The 15,356-nt window shown below is 71.7% G+C and carries 13 protein-coding genes and 1 tRNA gene; 7 read left to right on the top strand and 7 right to left on the bottom strand.

Translation table 11 applies throughout. From position 1 onward, the window contains the following. Positions 1 to 70: 70 nt before the first annotated feature. A complete protein-coding gene (locus tag ITJ56_RS14415) occupies positions 71 to 1,408 on the bottom strand; it encodes a phosphotransferase (protein ID WP_228517912.1) in 1,338 nt (445 codons plus the stop codon). Between the two features lie 128 nt (positions 1,409 to 1,536). Here ITJ56_RS14415 and ITJ56_RS14420 point away from each other — a divergent pair, with 128 nt between their 5' ends. The 3 genes from ITJ56_RS14420 (at position 1,537) to ITJ56_RS14430 (ending at position 6,894) form a co-directional block, all read left to right on the top strand. After that, positions 1,537 to 3,027, top strand: coding sequence for a CHAD domain-containing protein (locus ITJ56_RS14420; RefSeq protein ID WP_194631317.1), 1,491 nt, complete (start codon positions 1,537 to 1,539; stop codon positions 3,025 to 3,027). A 20-nt stretch (positions 3,028 to 3,047) separates the two neighbouring features. Beyond that, the gene (locus ITJ56_RS14425; RefSeq protein WP_194631319.1) at positions 3,048 to 5,516 is read left to right on the top strand and encodes a MaoC/PaaZ C-terminal domain-containing protein; all 2,469 of its coding nucleotides are present in this window, start codon (positions 3,048 to 3,050) and stop codon (positions 5,514 to 5,516) included. Between the two features lie 148 nt (positions 5,517 to 5,664). After that, a complete protein-coding gene (locus ITJ56_RS14430; protein WP_194631321.1) occupies positions 5,665 to 6,894 on the top strand; it encodes a hypothetical protein in 1,230 nt (409 codons plus the stop codon). 136 nt (positions 6,895 to 7,030) lie between these two features. On the opposite strand, the gene ITJ56_RS14435 is transcribed toward ITJ56_RS14430, so the two are convergent. Then, a complete protein-coding gene (locus ITJ56_RS14435; RefSeq protein ID WP_194631323.1) occupies positions 7,031 to 8,080 on the bottom strand; it encodes an amidase domain-containing protein in 1,050 nt (349 codons plus the stop codon). A gap of 108 nt (positions 8,081 to 8,188) precedes the next feature. Between ITJ56_RS14435 and ITJ56_RS14440 the strand changes: the two genes are divergently transcribed. Next, positions 8,189 to 8,572: a hypothetical protein gene (locus tag ITJ56_RS14440; protein WP_194631324.1), complete on the top strand. Its 384-nt coding sequence runs from the start codon at positions 8,189 to 8,191 to the stop codon at positions 8,570 to 8,572. Positions 8,573 to 8,729: 157 nt separating this feature from the next. On the opposite strand, the gene ITJ56_RS14445 is transcribed toward ITJ56_RS14440, so the two are convergent. From ITJ56_RS14445 to galU, 5 genes are all read right to left on the bottom strand, one after another. After that, the gene (locus ITJ56_RS14445) at positions 8,730 to 10,601 is read right to left on the bottom strand and encodes a hypothetical protein (RefSeq protein WP_194631325.1); all 1,872 of its coding nucleotides are present in this window, start codon (positions 10,599 to 10,601) and stop codon (positions 8,730 to 8,732) included. Between the two features lie 193 nt (positions 10,602 to 10,794). Continuing rightward, positions 10,795 to 10,870, bottom strand: a tRNA-Ala gene (locus ITJ56_RS14450). 85 nt (positions 10,871 to 10,955) lie between these two features. Then, positions 10,956 to 12,050 (bottom strand): hypothetical protein, encoded by a 1,095-nt coding sequence (locus tag ITJ56_RS14455; RefSeq protein WP_194631327.1) that lies wholly within the window; start codon positions 12,048 to 12,050, stop codon positions 10,956 to 10,958. 103 nt (positions 12,051 to 12,153) lie between these two features. Beyond that, positions 12,154 to 12,813 carry a GNAT family N-acetyltransferase gene (locus tag ITJ56_RS14460; RefSeq protein ID WP_194631329.1) on the bottom strand — a complete coding sequence of 220 codons (660 nt, stop codon included), beginning with the start codon at positions 12,811 to 12,813 and terminating at the stop codon, positions 12,154 to 12,156. A gap of 87 nt (positions 12,814 to 12,900) precedes the next feature. Beyond that, complete coding sequence (gene galU / locus ITJ56_RS14465) at positions 12,901 to 13,791, bottom strand: UTP--glucose-1-phosphate uridylyltransferase GalU (protein ID WP_194631330.1); 891 nt, start codon at positions 13,789 to 13,791, stop codon at positions 12,901 to 12,903. 115 nt (positions 13,792 to 13,906) lie between these two features. Here galU and ITJ56_RS14470 point away from each other — a divergent pair, with 115 nt between their 5' ends. The 3 genes from ITJ56_RS14470 to mscL all read left to right on the top strand — a co-directional run bounded on the left by ITJ56_RS14470 (position 13,907) and on the right by mscL (position 15,352). Continuing rightward, a complete protein-coding gene (locus tag ITJ56_RS14470; RefSeq protein WP_194631332.1) occupies positions 13,907 to 14,491 on the top strand; it encodes a 5-formyltetrahydrofolate cyclo-ligase in 585 nt (194 codons plus the stop codon). 1 nt (position 14,492) lies between these two features. Then, positions 14,493 to 14,780, top strand: a complete 288-nt coding sequence (locus tag ITJ56_RS14475; RefSeq protein ID WP_194631333.1) for an FmdB family zinc ribbon protein — start codon at positions 14,493 to 14,495, stop codon at positions 14,778 to 14,780. A gap of 77 nt (positions 14,781 to 14,857) precedes the next feature. Further along, the gene (gene mscL / locus ITJ56_RS14480; RefSeq protein ID WP_194631335.1) at positions 14,858 to 15,352 is read left to right on the top strand and encodes a large conductance mechanosensitive channel protein MscL; all 495 of its coding nucleotides are present in this window, start codon (positions 14,858 to 14,860) and stop codon (positions 15,350 to 15,352) included. Positions 15,353 to 15,356 lie beyond the last annotated feature (4 nt).

A 15,356-nucleotide genomic window follows, 5' to 3' on the forward strand; every position in this document is an offset into this window, starting at 1 on the left:
CCGGAACGCGAGGACGGGAGGCCCGTGGCGGCGTCGCCACGGGCCTCCCGTCCGTCCTGGGCGTGCTGGGTCAGGACCCGCGGCGGCCGACCAGGCGCGCGACGGCTGCGAGCGGGATACCGACCCAGTCGGGCCGGTTCCGGGTCTCGTAGACGACCTCGTAGACCGCCTTGTCGAGCTCGAACGCGTCGAGCAGTGCGCGGTGGTCGGTGAGGTCGGCGCCGGTCCCGCGCTGGTAGCCCTCGAGGAAGCGCGCCCGCGCCTCGTCTGCCCAGTCCGCTGCGTCGACGGGCTCGTCCTGGTGTGCAAGGGCACCGGTGACGTAGTCGAACGAGCGGAGCATGCCGGCGACGTCGCGCAGGGGCACGTCCGGCAACGACCGTCCGTCGAGCGGGCGGAGGGGCTCGCCCTCGAAGTCGAGGAACACCCATCCGCGCGGGTCGGGTGCCGCGAGGACCTGACCGAGGTGCAGGTCGCCGTGGATGCGCTGCAGGTCCGGCCAGGTCGCCTCGGCGGCACGGGCGTAGACGGCACGGATGGCGTCGGCGTGCTCGGCGACGGCGGGTGCCTCGCGGGCGGCGGTCTCGAGCCGTTCGTGCATCGTGGCGACGGCGGCATCGCGTCGCTCCGGATCGGTCGGTTCGGTCGGCATCGCCTCGGCCAGGGTGCGGTGGACGTCGGCCAACGCCGCGCCCAGCTGCTCGGCCCGGTCGCCGAACGGGGTGCCTGCCTGCGCCTCCTGCAGCGCCACGCGCCAGGCGTCGTCGAGTCCGGGCAGGAACTCCTGCGCGAAGGCCAGGTGCCCGGTCGCGGTGCCGTCCGGACGACCGACGTCGGGCCAGTCGGCACGGAGGGCGCCGTACACCCGGGGCACCCGCGTGCTGCCGGCAGCGGTGAGGGCGAGCTGCGTGGTCACGTCCGGGTTGTCACCGTGGTGCAGGACGCGGAAGACCTTGATGATGACGCGGTCGCCCGACTCGGTGTCGCAGATGACCGACGTGTTCGACTGCTCGCCGGTCAGGACCCGGGCGGCGCTCACCCGACCGATCGGGCTCAGGCTGTCCGCGGCCGCGTCGATCCGTGCGGCGAGCGCCGAGACCCACCCGAGGTCGGTCGTGGCGTCGACGACCGTGCCGTCGGGTGCGGTCGTGACCGGCGACTGGTAGAGGACCGGGACCGCGGGCGCCTCGTCGAGGACCAGTCGGGTGCCGGCGGCGCTCGAGATGGTGCGGAGGCGCGGGACGGACCCCTTCGAGGCGTACCAGCGGCGGTCCACGATCCAGGTCTCGAGGTCGTGGTCGCCGGGGGCGCGGGGGTCGTCGGTAGTGCCGGTGTCGCCGGCGGTGCCGGTGTCGTCGGGTGCGGTGTCGGGTGCGGTGTCGCGTGCGTCGCGGGCTCCGTCGCTCATGCTGCGGACCGTACGCGCCGGGGGCTGGCGAGGTGCCGAGTCCTCCACAGGCCGCAGCGTCGTCGACTCCGTCCACAGCGCGCGATCGCGTGCGGGACAACGCGGGCACGGCGGAGAACACTTGCGGCATGCCCCGCTCGAACCCCGTTCCCGACACCGCACTCGCGCTCACCCTCGTCGATCCGCGGAGGACGTGGTGGATTCCGGACGACCGTCGTCTCCCCGCGTTCGAGCCCTTCGCCGACGACGTCCGCCGGCACCCTCCGGTGACCCTGCGCGAGACCGTGTGGGACACCGAGGACCGGGTGCTCGTGGCCGAGGGCGTCGTGCTCGCGCGCTCGTCCGGCGGCGCGTGGAGCGTCGATCGGGGTGCCGGACCGGAGGTGATCGGCGGCGGCTCCGAAACCGGTGCTCCCCCGCGGGATGCCGTCGAGGTGTTCCTGCGGGGGCGGGCGCTGCGGGTGGTCCTGGTGCGCGACACCACCACGGCGTTCGTGACGCTCCGGGGCACGGGCGGCCGGGTGCGTGCCGAGGTCGCCGACGTCCGCGTGGACGACGGGGATCCGGACACCGGTCTGCTGCGCTCGACGCGGTGGTGGGCAATCACCGACGACGACCGGGGCGGCACCACCGCGAGAGCGGCGGAACGAGCACTCGACGACGCGGCGACGGAACCCTCGACCGCCGCCGCAGCTCCGCTCGCCCGTGGTCCGCGGCCCGCAGCGGAACGCCGGGGCGAACGGGCGAAGCGGCCTCGTGCTGGCAGCGCGGCCGGTTTCGTCCTGCGGGCGCTCGGCGCGCTCCGGGCCGACCTCGTCGCGGTGGAGCCCCTGGTGCGCTCGGACGAGCCGGAGGCCGTGCACGACCTGCGCAAGGTGCTGCGGCGGATGCGGAGCGTGCTCGCAGCATTCCGGGGAGCACTCGACCGCGAGGCCACTGAGTCGCTCCGGGCCGCGCTCGCCGAGACCGGTCGGGTCGCCGGGGTGGCACGCGACGCCGAGGTGCTGCACGACGGGCTGGTCCGCTCCGTAGCCCGTTCCCCCGAGGGCTACGTCGACGCGGCGACCCTGGACCGCATCGGTTCGCGGACCGACGGACGCCGGGGTGCTGCCGCGGCGGAACTCCGCCAGGCACTGCGCTCCGACGCCTGGTTCCGGACCCTCGAGACCCTCGACGGCCTACTGCTGCGGGCACCCGCGGGGCCACACGCCGGCGACGACGCGGGCACGTTCACCGAGCAGCGCATCCGACGCGAGCGGGTCCGCGTGGCACGACTGCTCGGGCGCACCACGGTCGACCTCGGGGACCTCGGGGACCTCGGGGACCTCGGGGGCCTGCACGAGATCCGGAAGGCCGCGCGCCGGCTGCGCTACGCCCTCGAGGCCGCCGGGGACCTGCAGGGCGTCGGGAGGCGCCGGCTCGGGCGGCTGCGACGGGTGCAGGAGACCCTCGGCGAAACGCTCGACGCCGCCCACGCGGCCGACGCCCACCGACAGCTGGCAGGCCTGGCGGCACGGAGCGGCGAGGACACCTTCGGCTACGGCGTGCTCGCCACGACCGAGCACGCGGCGCTCGAACGAGGACTGCGACGATCGCGCAAGGTGCTCGCGCGGCTCTGACAGGGTGGGAGAATCGGGACGTGCCGCACTACCTCGAGGACCTCGCTGTCGGACAGACCTTCACCACGCCGGGGCGCACCGTCACCGAAGCGGACGTGGTCTCGTTCGCCTCGTGGACGGGCGACAACAACCAGGTGCACACCGACGTGGAGTTCGCGGCGAAGACCCGGTACGGGCAGCGGATCGTGCACGGGTTGCTCGGGACCTCGCTGTGCCTCGGGCTCATCGCGCGGACCGGGGTGTTCGAGGGGTCGGCGGTGGCGCTGCTCGGTATCGACGATTGGCGGTTCACGGAGCCGGTGTTCATCGGGGACACCGTGACCTGCACGGTCGAGATCCTCGGCACGCGGCTGACCAGCTCCGGGAAGACCGGCATCGTCGAGCGGCTGGTCTCGCTGCGGAACGAGCACGGGGTCGTCGTGCAGCAGGGGCGGATGGACGTCATGGTGCTGACCCCGCGACGCCGCGATCGGCTGACGGGACGCATGCTGACACTGGTCGCCCGTGTCGCTGACGAGGGGCGGGCACGCGAGCCGGCCGCGCACGGCGGTCAGTGGCCGGTTGCTTTCGCGAGCAATCACCGCGACGCCCTTTACAACGATGTACCAGCACGGGAGCATGGACGCATGAGCACGCTCGACGGCACCGTGGCCGCACCTGACTCCGCTTCCGCTCCCGCACTCCCCCTCGCCTCGCGGCAGGACGGCACGTACCCTCGGCCGCAGATGCTCCGCGCCGCGTGGGCCGACCTGGACGGCACGTGGTCGTTCCGGAACGACGGCGACGACACCGCCTGGCGCAGCGGGTTCCCCGACGCCCGCGACATCGTCGTCCCGTTCCCGCCCGAGTCCACCGCCTCGGGCATCGACGAGCCCGACTTCCACCCCGTCGTCTGGTACTCCCGCACGATCACCCGCGCCGAACTCGACGCCGCCGGGTACGGCGACCGCGCCCCGGGACTCGTCCTGCACTTCGGCGCCGTCGACTACCGCGCCCGCGTCTGGATCGACGGGCAGTTCGTCGGCGAGCACGAGGGCGGCCACACCCCGTTCTCCTTCGACGTGACCGAGCTGCTGACCTACGACGCCGCCGCCGTGCACACGCTCGTCGTCCGCGTCGAGGACGACCCCCACGACCTCACCCAGCCCCGCGGCAAGCAGGACTGGCACGAGGCCCCGCACGCCATCTGGTACCGCCGCACCACGGGCATCTGGCAGACGGTGTGGCTCGAGGCCGTGGCGAGCACCTGGATCCGGTCCCTCCGCTGGACGAACATCGACCACGCCACCATGCGCCTGACCGTCCGACTCGCGGGAACCCGCACCGGTGGCGAGCGCCTCCGCGTCGAGGCCCGCTGGGACGAGCGGGACGAGCACCTCGCCACCATCGAAACCACGCTCGGCGAGACCGGCGACGAGTTCGACGTCGTCGTGCCCATCGCCCGTCAGACGAACGGGCAGGCCGAGGACGAACTGCACTGGACGCCCGATGCCCCGCGTCTGGTGGATGCCACGATCACGCTGCTGCCCCGTGCCGGCGCGGACGCGATCGATGCCGTCGCGAGCTACTTCGGGATCCGCACCGTCGGGACCGACGGTGGCGCCTTCCTGCTCAACGGCCGCCGCCACGACGTCCGCAGCGTGCTGAACCAGGGCTACTGGCCGGAGTCGCACATCGCGGCGCCGTCGCGCGAGGCCCACCGCCGCGAGGTCGAGCTCATCAAGGAGCTCGGCTTCAACGCCGCCCGCAACCACCAGAAGATCGAGGACCCCCGGTTCCTGTACTGGGCCGACCGCCTCGGCCTCATGGTCTGGGGCGAGGCCCCCGGCGCCTACGCGTTCTCACCGCGTGCCGTGCAGCGCCTGATGCGGGAGTGGATGGACGCCGTCGAGCGCGACGCCTCACACCCGTCGATCGTCACCTGGGTCCCCGCGAACGAGAGCTGGGGCGTGCAGCACATCGCCACGGACCCGGCGCAGCAGGCCTACGCCCGGGCACTCGCCGACGTCACCCGGGCCGTGGACCCGACGCGTCCGGTGATCTCGAACGACGGCTGGGAGCACACGAACTCCGACATCGTCACGGTCCACGACTACGAGGGCGTCGGTCCGCGACTCGCTGTCACCTACGCGGACGACGTCGCGCGGACCGCGCTCCTCGGTGGCATCGGTCCCGCTGACCGCCGCATCCTGGTCGGCGGCGCGGTCGACGAGGGCCAGCCCGTCATGCTGACCGAGTTCGGCGGCGTGAACTACCAGCCCGGCGCCCAGCGCGAGGACGGCTGGGGCTACACGTCGGCGACGGACGGCGACGACTGGGTCACCCGCATCACCGCCCTGTACGACGCGATCCGTGCGAGCTCGTTCCTCGCCGGGTCCTGCTACACGCAGCTCACCGACACCATGCAGGAGACGAACGGCCTGCTGAACGCGGACCGCTCCCCGAAGGTGCCGATCGAGCAGATCCGTCGCGCGATCACGGGTCGCTAGCCGGGAGGCGCGCACTTTGTGAGCAGGAATGGTCGGGTCCGTGTGACGGACCCGACCATTGCTGCTCACGATGCCGGCGGGTCGGCGCGCGGCCGGCGCACGGGGCCCGCGATGCGGGCACGCGCCGTGGTCTGGGAGGATCGGGCGGGTGACGAACGTGGCGGAAGCGAGCCGTGCCTCCAGGCCGGGGCTGCGGAACCTGCTGACCGGACGCCGAAGCGCGTGGACCGCGCCCCTGCTGATCTGGGCAGCCTCGCGGGTGGTCAGCACCGTGCTGCTCGCGACGATGTACCTGCTCGCCACCACGAACGGGTGGCCCTTCGCCTCCGTCCGGCAGGACCCCTCGTTCTTCACGTTCTCGGGGTCGTGGGACGCCTCGTTCTACCGGATCATCGCGGAACACGGCTACCCGAGCACACTGCCCGTCGACGACGTGGGCCGCGTCCTGCCGAACGCGTGGGCGTTCCTGCCGGTGTTCCCGGCGGTCGTGCGCGTGGTGATGACACTGACGGGGGCGTCGTTCTGGGTCGCCGGGGTCGTCGTGGCCTCGGTCGCCGGAGCCGGCGCCTGTGTGCTGCTCCACCGCCTGGTGCTCGCCGTCGGGTGCTCGCACCGTGCGCGCTGGGCGACCGCACTGTTCGCGTTCGCACCGACCGGGTTCCTGCTGCAGGTCGCCTACGCCGAGAGCCTGCTGCTCGTGCTGCTGTTCGGGGCACTGCTCGCCCTGGTGCGGCGGCGCTACTGGCTGATCGCGCCGCTCGGGGTCGTCGCGGCGTTCACGAAGCCGGGTGTCCTCGCGCTCGCGCTCGCACTCGCCGTGCACCTGGTCGTGCGGTGGGCCGGCGCGCGCCGGTCGGGGCGGGCTGCCGAGGTGTTCCCGTGGCGCGACCGGGTGGCGATCGTGGTCTCGGGGCTGGTCGTGGCGGCGGCCGGGCTCGCGTGGCCGGTGATCGCCGCGGCCGCGACCGGGAGGCCGAGCGCCTACCTGGACACCGAACTGTCGTGGTGGGTGGGGTTCGTCGGACGCCAGCACTTCGCACCGTTGACCCCGTGGTTCACGATGGCGTCGACATGGCTCGGGCCGCTCGGCATCGTGCTCGTCGTGGCGGTGCTCGCCGGAGCGGTGTGGTTCTTCTCACGCAGGAGTACCCGGGCGCTGGGCACCGACGTGCTCGCGTTCACGGCCTCGTACGCGCTGTACCTGGTCGCGGTGTTCCTGCCGCAGCAGTCGCTCCCGCGGCTGCTCATGCCGATGGCGCCGCTGCTCGGGTCCGACGTGTTCGTCGGGACCCGGCGACGGGCGGTCACGTGGCTGGTCGTCGGCGCGTGCCTGCAGCCGGTCGCCATCGTGCTGCTGTGGTTCCTCGGTTACCCGTGAGCGGTGGGCTGGTCGACGGCGGGCTGGCTGCCGGCGTGCTTCGCGCAACCAAGGTGCATCGGCGTCGCATGTTCCTGCGGTGCCGATCGACGTTGGTTGTGCGAGACCGCGCCGTGCGGGGCGCCGCGCGGCGGCGCTACGCGTCGAAGGTGTGGAACCAGGCCGATCCGCCGGGGTGCTGCACCGTGATCATCTCGTCGAGGTCGCGGTAGGGACCGTCCTGGTTGTGGCTCGCCGACTTGATGCGGATCGTGCCGTCGGGCTCGGTGAAGACCTCGGACACGATCGTGGTGTGGTCCGGGGAGCCGTTGGCGTTCCAGTCGAAGAAGACGATGTCGCCGATCTTGACCTTGTCGCGCTCGTCCGACGACCGCCGGGTGAGCGCGAACTCGGCCGCGTGGTCCTCGAGCCACGGGTCCATCGTCGGGCAGTACGTCCAGGTGGCGCTGTGCTCGGCACCGGCCGCCCGGTTGTACCAGTCGGACCGCTGCTCCCAGCCACGGGCGATGAGGGTTTGGCAGACGTAGTTCGCGCAGTCACCGCCGATCGGGTTCATCGTGCCGTACTCGGCCAGGTTGTAGTCCTTCCAGTACCGCATCGCGTAGGCGAGCTGCCGGTCGACGTCGGTCAGTGCGGCGTAGGCCAGCGTGGTCGTGGCGACGGCGGCGCCAGCAGCCGGCGTCGCGGCGGCGGTCGGGGTCGGCGCGGCGGTCGCGTTGTCCTGCGTGACACCGCTCTGCCCGTCGTTCGCGGCGCTGCCGTTGCCGTCCGACGACTGGTTCGCGGACGCGATGGGTTCAACCACCGACGTGAAGAGTGCGACGTCGGCGTTCCCTGCCGTGTACATGGCCTGGTGCGGTGCCGTGAAGGTCACCTTCGATGCGGTCGCCTGCACGTCACGCGCGGCGACACCGCCGACGGTGACGCCCTTGACCGCGGCGAGACCGGTCCCCGTCACGGTGACCGTCACGCCGCCGGCGAGCGGGACCTGCGCCGGTGTGAGGGCGGACGCGGCGGGCTTCGCGGACGGGGCCGGCGTCGTTTCGCTCCCGCGGCCGGAACCCTTGCTGCCGCTGTCCCTGTCGTTGCCGTCTTCGCTGCCGGACGAGCACGCCGCGAGGGCGAACCCGATCCCGGCGACGCCGGCGAGGGAGAAGAGTGCGCGGCGGTTCATCGAGGCAGTCATGACACGACCAGCGTAAGCGACACCCCTGTCGTTCGGACACGGCATGATCATCCCGGGGGGCGAACGTCCTCCGTGTCCGAGCGGACCCGTTCGAGAGGATCACACACCATGCCCGAGAGCCACGACTTCTTCGTCGCCACCGACCCCGACACCGCACGCGCCCAGGTGCGCGACGCCCTGACCCGTGAGGGCTACACCGTCGACGACGGCGACCAGGGCGCGCTCCGGGCGACCCGGGGCAGCCTCGGCCTGACGCTGCTCATCGGCGGCATGGCGAACGACCGCACCTTCCACACCCGCCTCGACGTGCAGATCATGATCGCGCCGGACGGCCGCACCGTCGCACGACTGCTGCGCGGCTCCGGCAAGTCGGCGATCAAGGGCGGGGCACTCGGCATCTCGCGTGGCAACCGTGCTTTCGAGCAGGCCGCGAACGCGATCCACACCACCTTCGCGCAGGCCGGCGTGCTGACGGAGAGCATCGCGGGCTGACACGCCCGCGTTGGAGACGGGTCCGACGCGACCCGGTGGCAGACGGGAGGCCCGGTGCCAGCTGGCACCCGGGCCTCCTGTCCGTCGGATGGTCACCTTCTCCACCAGGAGACGCCTCGATCAGCCGGTGGATCGTCGGGAACAACGCCCGTTTGTGTCAGGAACAGGACCAGTCGCGGTCGATCTCCGTGGAGCCGTAGGGCGTGACGTACTGGGTCATCCTGATCGGCCCGTCGAGCAGGCGGGCGCCGGAGCAGGCCGCCTGGGCCTGGTCGAGGCGTGCGTCGCCGAGCGCGATCCAACTCGGCAGGGGCCGAAGCGGACTCGACGCCGGGACGGCGCCCATGATCTTGTTGAACTGGTACGACGTCGAGTAGACCCCGACCTGCGTGACGCCGGAGTTCTGCAGCGCCTTCGCCATGCCCTCGAGCGCGGCACGGTTCTGAGCGGCATCGGAGGTGACGTAGGACAGGCCGGTCTCGACGTCGAGCCACCAGCGGTACTGGCCGGGGCTCACGACTCCCCGGGCGTTCGCTGCCTCGTACGCCCGGGCGTACCCGTACATGTACGAGCACGCAGCCGTCGTCTTCCAGCTCGACTGGGCGCCGGGTTGCGGCGCGCACGAGCCGTACGGGTTCGTCACGGCGACGCCGTTCGGGGCCGCGTTCGACGTCGGCCACGCCGAAGCCGCCTTCGCCCCGGGGTTCGTGAACAGCGAGTAGACCTGCGCCTTCGGCTGGGCGGTACCGCCGGCCGATCCTGCCGCCCACCCGAGCTGCTGCTGCAGGCAGGGGTTCGTCGTGTTGGCGAGCTCGCCGTTCACCCCGACGATCCCGAACGACTGATCAGTGGGTACGCCCTCACCGCACTGGGGCCAGGAGATGTCGACCCCAGTGCCCGAGCCACCCGAGCCGTTCAGGAAGTACCCGACGACGTCGACGTAGACCGTCGCCGTCCCGGCCGACACCTTCGCCTGCACCTGCCCGTCGGCTGCGAGCGGTGCGATCAGAGCGTTTCCGATCGTCTGCCCCTTGGCGTAGACCTGCGTCGGCACGCTCGAGGCCAGCCCGGCACCGACGACGCGGAGGGATCCCCCGACACTGCCCTTGCCGACCTTCGCGTTGATGACCGCGGCGATCGCGTTGCGCGGCACACCCGCGGTCCCGGCGACGGTGACCTTCTTCGCGGTGGTGCCCGCAGGGATGGTCGCAGCACGGACCGGGTGCGCCGGGACGAAGACCGAACCGTTCGCGTTCGGCGCGTAGTACCCGACCACGTCGGCGAGCACCCGTGCGGAACCGGAGGAGACCCTGGCCTGGACGGCACCGCCCGAGAGCCGGACGGTGGTGGTGTTGGCGACCGTGGTCCCCTTCTCGTACATCAGGGAGACGATGCCGGCGTTGTTGCCGGACGGGGTGAGCCGCAGCCGGCCACTCGTGGCCGGGCGGGAGACGTCGGCCTGCAGCACGACGGCGGTGGCGTTCGCGGGCACACCCGCCTTGCCAGCGACAGCGACCTTCTTCGCCGCGGTCGACACCGTGCCGTTCAGCACGTTCGTCGGCGGGAGCGGCGTGTAGGTGGAGCCGGTCGCGCTCGTGCCGTACCAGCCGGCGACGTCGAGCGAGACGGTGGCCTTGCCGGCGGAGACCTTGACCTGGGCCTTGCCCGAAGTCAGGCCGACCGTGGTCGTGCCGGAGATGGGCTGCGCCCTGCGGAAGTTCTGGATCGCGGGGCTCGCGGTGCTGCCCGCGGGAGCGACGCTCACGTACCCGGCGGCGCTCGGGGCGTTCACCGTCGCGGTGAGCACGACCGCGGTGGCCGAGGACGGGATACCGTTCCTGCCACCCAGGGTGACCGTGGTGGCCGTGCTGGTGGCGGTGCCCGACCACGCCCGCACCGGTGTCACCGGGGTGAAACGACCGGTCGTCGGGGCTGCTGCCGATGCCGGCGCCAGCGGGCCGACGACGGCGAGTCCGGCGGCGACGGCGAGCACCGTGCCGATCGATGCAATGGCGGTCCTGAAGCGCACGTGTTCCCCCGTTCCCCGCGCCGGTCGGCGCACGGGGAGTCTAGGGCGATGCGCTCGACAACCCGCCACCCCGTCCGTGGACTGTGTCGGACGATCCACAGCGATGGGCCTGTGGAGGAGGAAGCCGCGACCGTGCCCAGAACGACGAACGGCCCGGAACCTGTCGGTTCCGGGCCGTTGTCGTGGTGACACCTGGTGGAGCTAAGGGGATTCGAACCCCTGACCTTCTCATTGCGAACGAGACGCGCTACCAACTGCGCCATAGCCCCAAGTGCTCGATCACATTAGCATCCTCGGTCCGCCGATCCGAAATCGCCGGTCGCCGGTCGGGCGTGCCGCCGGGGAGGCGCCCGGTCAGACCGCGCGACGCCGCCGCATGATCGCGTCGAGGTCCGCCTGCTGGTACGCGTCATCGTCGAGCACGCCCATGCCGGCCCACTTGCTCGGGGGCCCCGCGGGCTCGTCAGTGGGGGCAGGAGCAGCGGCAGCGGTGGCGCCGGTCGCCGCGGGCGCACGCAACCCCAGTCGCTCGGCCAGACGTCCCTGGTCGTGCGCGGACAGCGAGGCAGCCGCTTCTTCCAGCTCGGGTCGCATCCGCGACACCCGTGCCAACGACGGATCGGACTCCCCCGCACGGATCGCGGCCGCTTCGGCCTCGGCCTCCGCCTTGGCGGCAGCGACGCGCTCCTTCAACCGCGCCGCCAACTCGGCAGACGACTCGGGGGACGCCGCGGGCGTGGTCGGTCGCTCGACGTAGAGCGGCTTCGGCACACGGTTCGGGGTCCAGGTGCGGTCCTGCTCCGCCTCGGCGGGCTGGTCGGTGGACAGGGGCGGGGCCGGGTCCGTCCACGCAGTCGACGGCCGGGAGGCACGGGCCGCGCCCGCCTCGCCCGCCACGAGACGCTTCTTCCGCGCCGTCGCCACCTGGTGCAGCTGCGCGAGGACCGCTGCGGACCCACCCGCGGCGACGAGCCCGGCGACACCGACGAGCCAGAGCGACGGTGCCGCGACGAAGACGACGAGCGCCACGACGACGCCGAACGTGCCGAACAGGGTCGCCCCGAGACGGGAGCGGCGCATGCGCATGGCGGTCAGGGCGGGCACGGCGGACGCGCGCTCGAGCACGGGGGCTTGCTCGGCCAGACGGCGGGTTATCTCACGCTGCCGTGCGGCCTCGTGGGCACGGACGATCGCGGTGCGCCTGGCCTCTTCGGACCGGGCGACCCGCTGCGCCTGGGCCAGGGACTTCGCGTTCATCTCGATGCGGACCTCGTCCGGCAGCTCGGCGGTCTGCGCGAGGATCCTGAGGGTCTGCTGCAGTCGGATCGCGTTCCGCTCGGTCGCCAGGTACTGGCGACGGGCGGCCCACGACGGCATCAGGTACACGAGCCAGAGCACGGCCGCGACCAGCAGGACGATGCCGCCACCCCACGAGCCGATACCTGCCATGCGAACACGGTAGGGGTGGCGGTTCCCGCGCCGCGTCATTGCGGGACGCGTGTTGCGCGTGTCGGGGCGGAATCTGCGGAGGTGAGCCGCGCCTCCAGGCCCGTCAGATGCGGGGCGTCGTGTGCAGCGGCATCGCGGCCTCGTCGCGTGCGGCGAGCGGCACGGTCCCCACGCCCGGAGGCACCTGCCCCTGGACCCACCGCTCGAGGACGCCCCCGCGGACCTCCTCGGCCACCAACGCGAAGCAGAAGTGGTCGCGCCAGTCGCCGTTGATGTGGATGTACCGGCGGCGAAGCCCCTCGTACCGGAAGCCGAGCTTCTCGACGACGCGCAGGCTCGGGGCGTTCTCCGGCCGGATGCAGATCTCGATGCGGTGCACGCCGAGCGCGCGGAAGCAGTGGTCGACGGCGAGCGCGACCGAGATGGGCGTGACGTTGTGGCCGGCGGCGTCCTCGACGACCCAGTAGCCGATGGACGCGCTCGCGAGCGATCCGTACGAGATGCCGGAGACGTTCAGCTGCCCCACGAAGCGGCCGTCGAGCTCCATGGCGAACGGCAGCCCGAGTCCGGCGCGGGCATTGGCCTGGAGCGCGCGGATGCTGCCCCGGACGTCGGTGGAGACGTGCCCCGAGGGGTTCGTGGCCTCCCAGGTGCGGAGCCACGAGCGGTTGGTCGCGAGCGCCGCGTCGAGGTCGCGGGTGTCGCGGAGCCGGAGGGGGCGGATGGTGACCCGCCCGTGGGACAGGGTCGGGATGGTCGTCATCGCTGGGTTCCTCCGGGGTCCCGCCCCGGTGCGGGGCGGGGTGTCCCGCCCGGGTCCGTGATCACCGGACCCGGGCGGGATGGCCGACTATTCGCCCGCGTTGAACTCCTTGAGCCACGACTTGAGGTCGGGGCCGAGGTCATCGCGGTCCGAGGCGAGCTGCACGATCGCCTTGATGTAGTCGAGTTTGTCACCGGTGTCGTAACGGCGTCCACGGAAGACGACGCCGTACACGCCGCCGGTCCACTCCTCGGCGCTCGCCATCTTCATCAGCGCGTCCGTCAGCTGGATCTCGCCACCCTTGCCCGGCTCCTGCTTCTCGAGGACGTCGAACACCTCGGGGCGGATGACGTAGCGGCCGATGATGGCCAGGTTCGAGGGCGCCTCGCCCTGCGCGGGCTTCTCGACGAGCCCGGTGATCTTCACCACGTCGTCGGTGTCGGTCGGCTCGACGGTGGCGATGCCGTACAGGTGCGTCTGCGACTCGGGGACCTCGAGCAGGGCCACGATCGTGGCGTTCTTCTCGCCCTGGACCTCGATCATGCGCTGGAGCAGCGGGTCGCGGGCGTCGATGATGTCGTCGCCGAGGAGCACGGCGAACGGTTCGCGGCCGACGTGCATCTTGGCGCGGAGCACCGCGTGGCCGAGGCCGAGCGGCTCACCCTGACGCACGTAGTGCATGTCGGCGAGGTCCGTCGACTGGTTCACCTTCTGCAGCTTCTCGTGGTCGCCCTTCTTGCGGAGGGTCTCCTCGAGCTCCGACACGTGGTCGAAGTGGTTCTCGAGCGCGTTCTTGTTGCGCCCGGTGATCATCAGCACGTCGGTGAGTCCTGCGCCGACAGCCTCTTCCACCACGTACTGGATGGCCGGCTTGTCGACGACGGGGAGCATCTCCTTCGGCATCGCCTTGGTAGCGGGGAGGAAGCGGGTACCCAGCCCTGCGGCGGGGATCACCGCCTTCGAAATCTGGAAGCCCATGCTGAGACCGTATCCGATCCCTCTTTCGAGGGCATGTCGTCGCTCCTGGGGACACCCCATCGACGCGGGTTCCCGGCGGGAAGCCGCAACGGGAGCGCTCGGTAGACTCCTGCGCATGATCGCCGATCTCGGGAACGAGAAGCGCGCCCTGCGAGCCGAACTCCGGCAGCGGCGGCGCACCCGGACCACGACCGAACGCGACGCGGACACCGAGACCCTGACCGCGACCCTGCAGCGGTTCGTCGAGGAGCGACAGGTCACATCGCTCGCGCTGTACCTGTCCGCGCCGGACGAACCGAACGTCCGGCCGTTCCTGAACCGGGCGTTCGAGCAGGGCATCCGTGTGCTGCTGCCCGTCACGCGTGAGGACGGCCTGCTCGACTGGGCCGTCGGCGACGGGGTCAGCGAGACCGAGGGCCTGCTCGGTCTGCCCGAGGTCGTCGGCGAGGTCCTGTCCCCGCTCGCCATCAACGACGTCGATGCGATCCTCGCCCCCGCGGCGGCCGTCGGGCACGACGGCGTCCGCATGGGCTGGGGCCGTGGCTACTACGACAAGACCCTCGGGTCCATGGCGAACCGCCCGCCCGTCTATGCTGTGATCTTCGATGCGGAGTACCTCGACGAGGTCCCGCGCGAACCCCACGACGAACCCGTTGACGGCATCATCACGCCGTCGCGCATCATCACGTTCCGGAGTTGACGTGCCCACCTACTCGTACCGCTGCACCGAGTGCGACAACGCGTTCGACATCAAGCAGTCCTTCTCCGACGCCACCCTGACCGAGTGCCCGGTCTGCGGCGGCGTCCTGCGCAAGGTGTTCTCCCCCGTCGGCGTGACGTTCAACGGCGGCGGCTTCTACCGCACCGACTCCCGCCCGGCCCCGAAGTCGGAGGGGTCCAGCACGCCCACCTCGTCGGAGTCGAAGAAGTCCGAGCCGGCCGCGAAGAGCGAGTCGAAGCCGAGCGGCGCCAAGCCCGCGGCGTCCTGACGGGGCCTGCGCTCCGCGGATAGGTTTGGGGCCGTCGCCGTCCGGCGGCCGTCCTCGACCCGGAAGGAGACCCTCGCATGAAGGGCTTCAAGGAGTTCCTGCTCCGCGGCAACGTCATCGACCTGGCCGTCGCAGTCGTCATCGGTGCGGCGTTCACCGCGATCGTCACCACGATCGTCAACGCCCTGATCAACCCGCTCATCGGTGCGGTGTTCAACGCGTCGAGCCTGGACAAGGCACTCGTCGTGCACATCCCGACGATCTCCGGCGGAGACGCGAAGCTGATGTTCGGCGCGATCATCGGAGCCGTCATCAACTTCGTGATCGTCGCCGCGGTCGTGTACTTCGCGCTCGTCGTGCCGGTCAACCACCTGAAGAAGGTGGCGTTCGAGCGCGTCAAGAACGACGAGCAGCAGCCCCCGCAGGACGTCCCTCCCACCGACGTCGAGGTGCTGCTCGAGATCCGCGACCTGCTCCGACCGCAGACCGGTGGCGCCACGAGCACGGGCGCACACATCGCGCCGTCGACAGCTCCCGAGGGCCCCGGTATCGGCGGCTCGGCGAAGCTCTAGCGCG

It is taken from the genome of Curtobacterium sp. VKM Ac-1376, from assembly GCF_015351025.1.
Taxonomy (GTDB): domain Bacteria; phylum Actinomycetota; class Actinomycetes; order Actinomycetales; family Microbacteriaceae; genus Curtobacterium.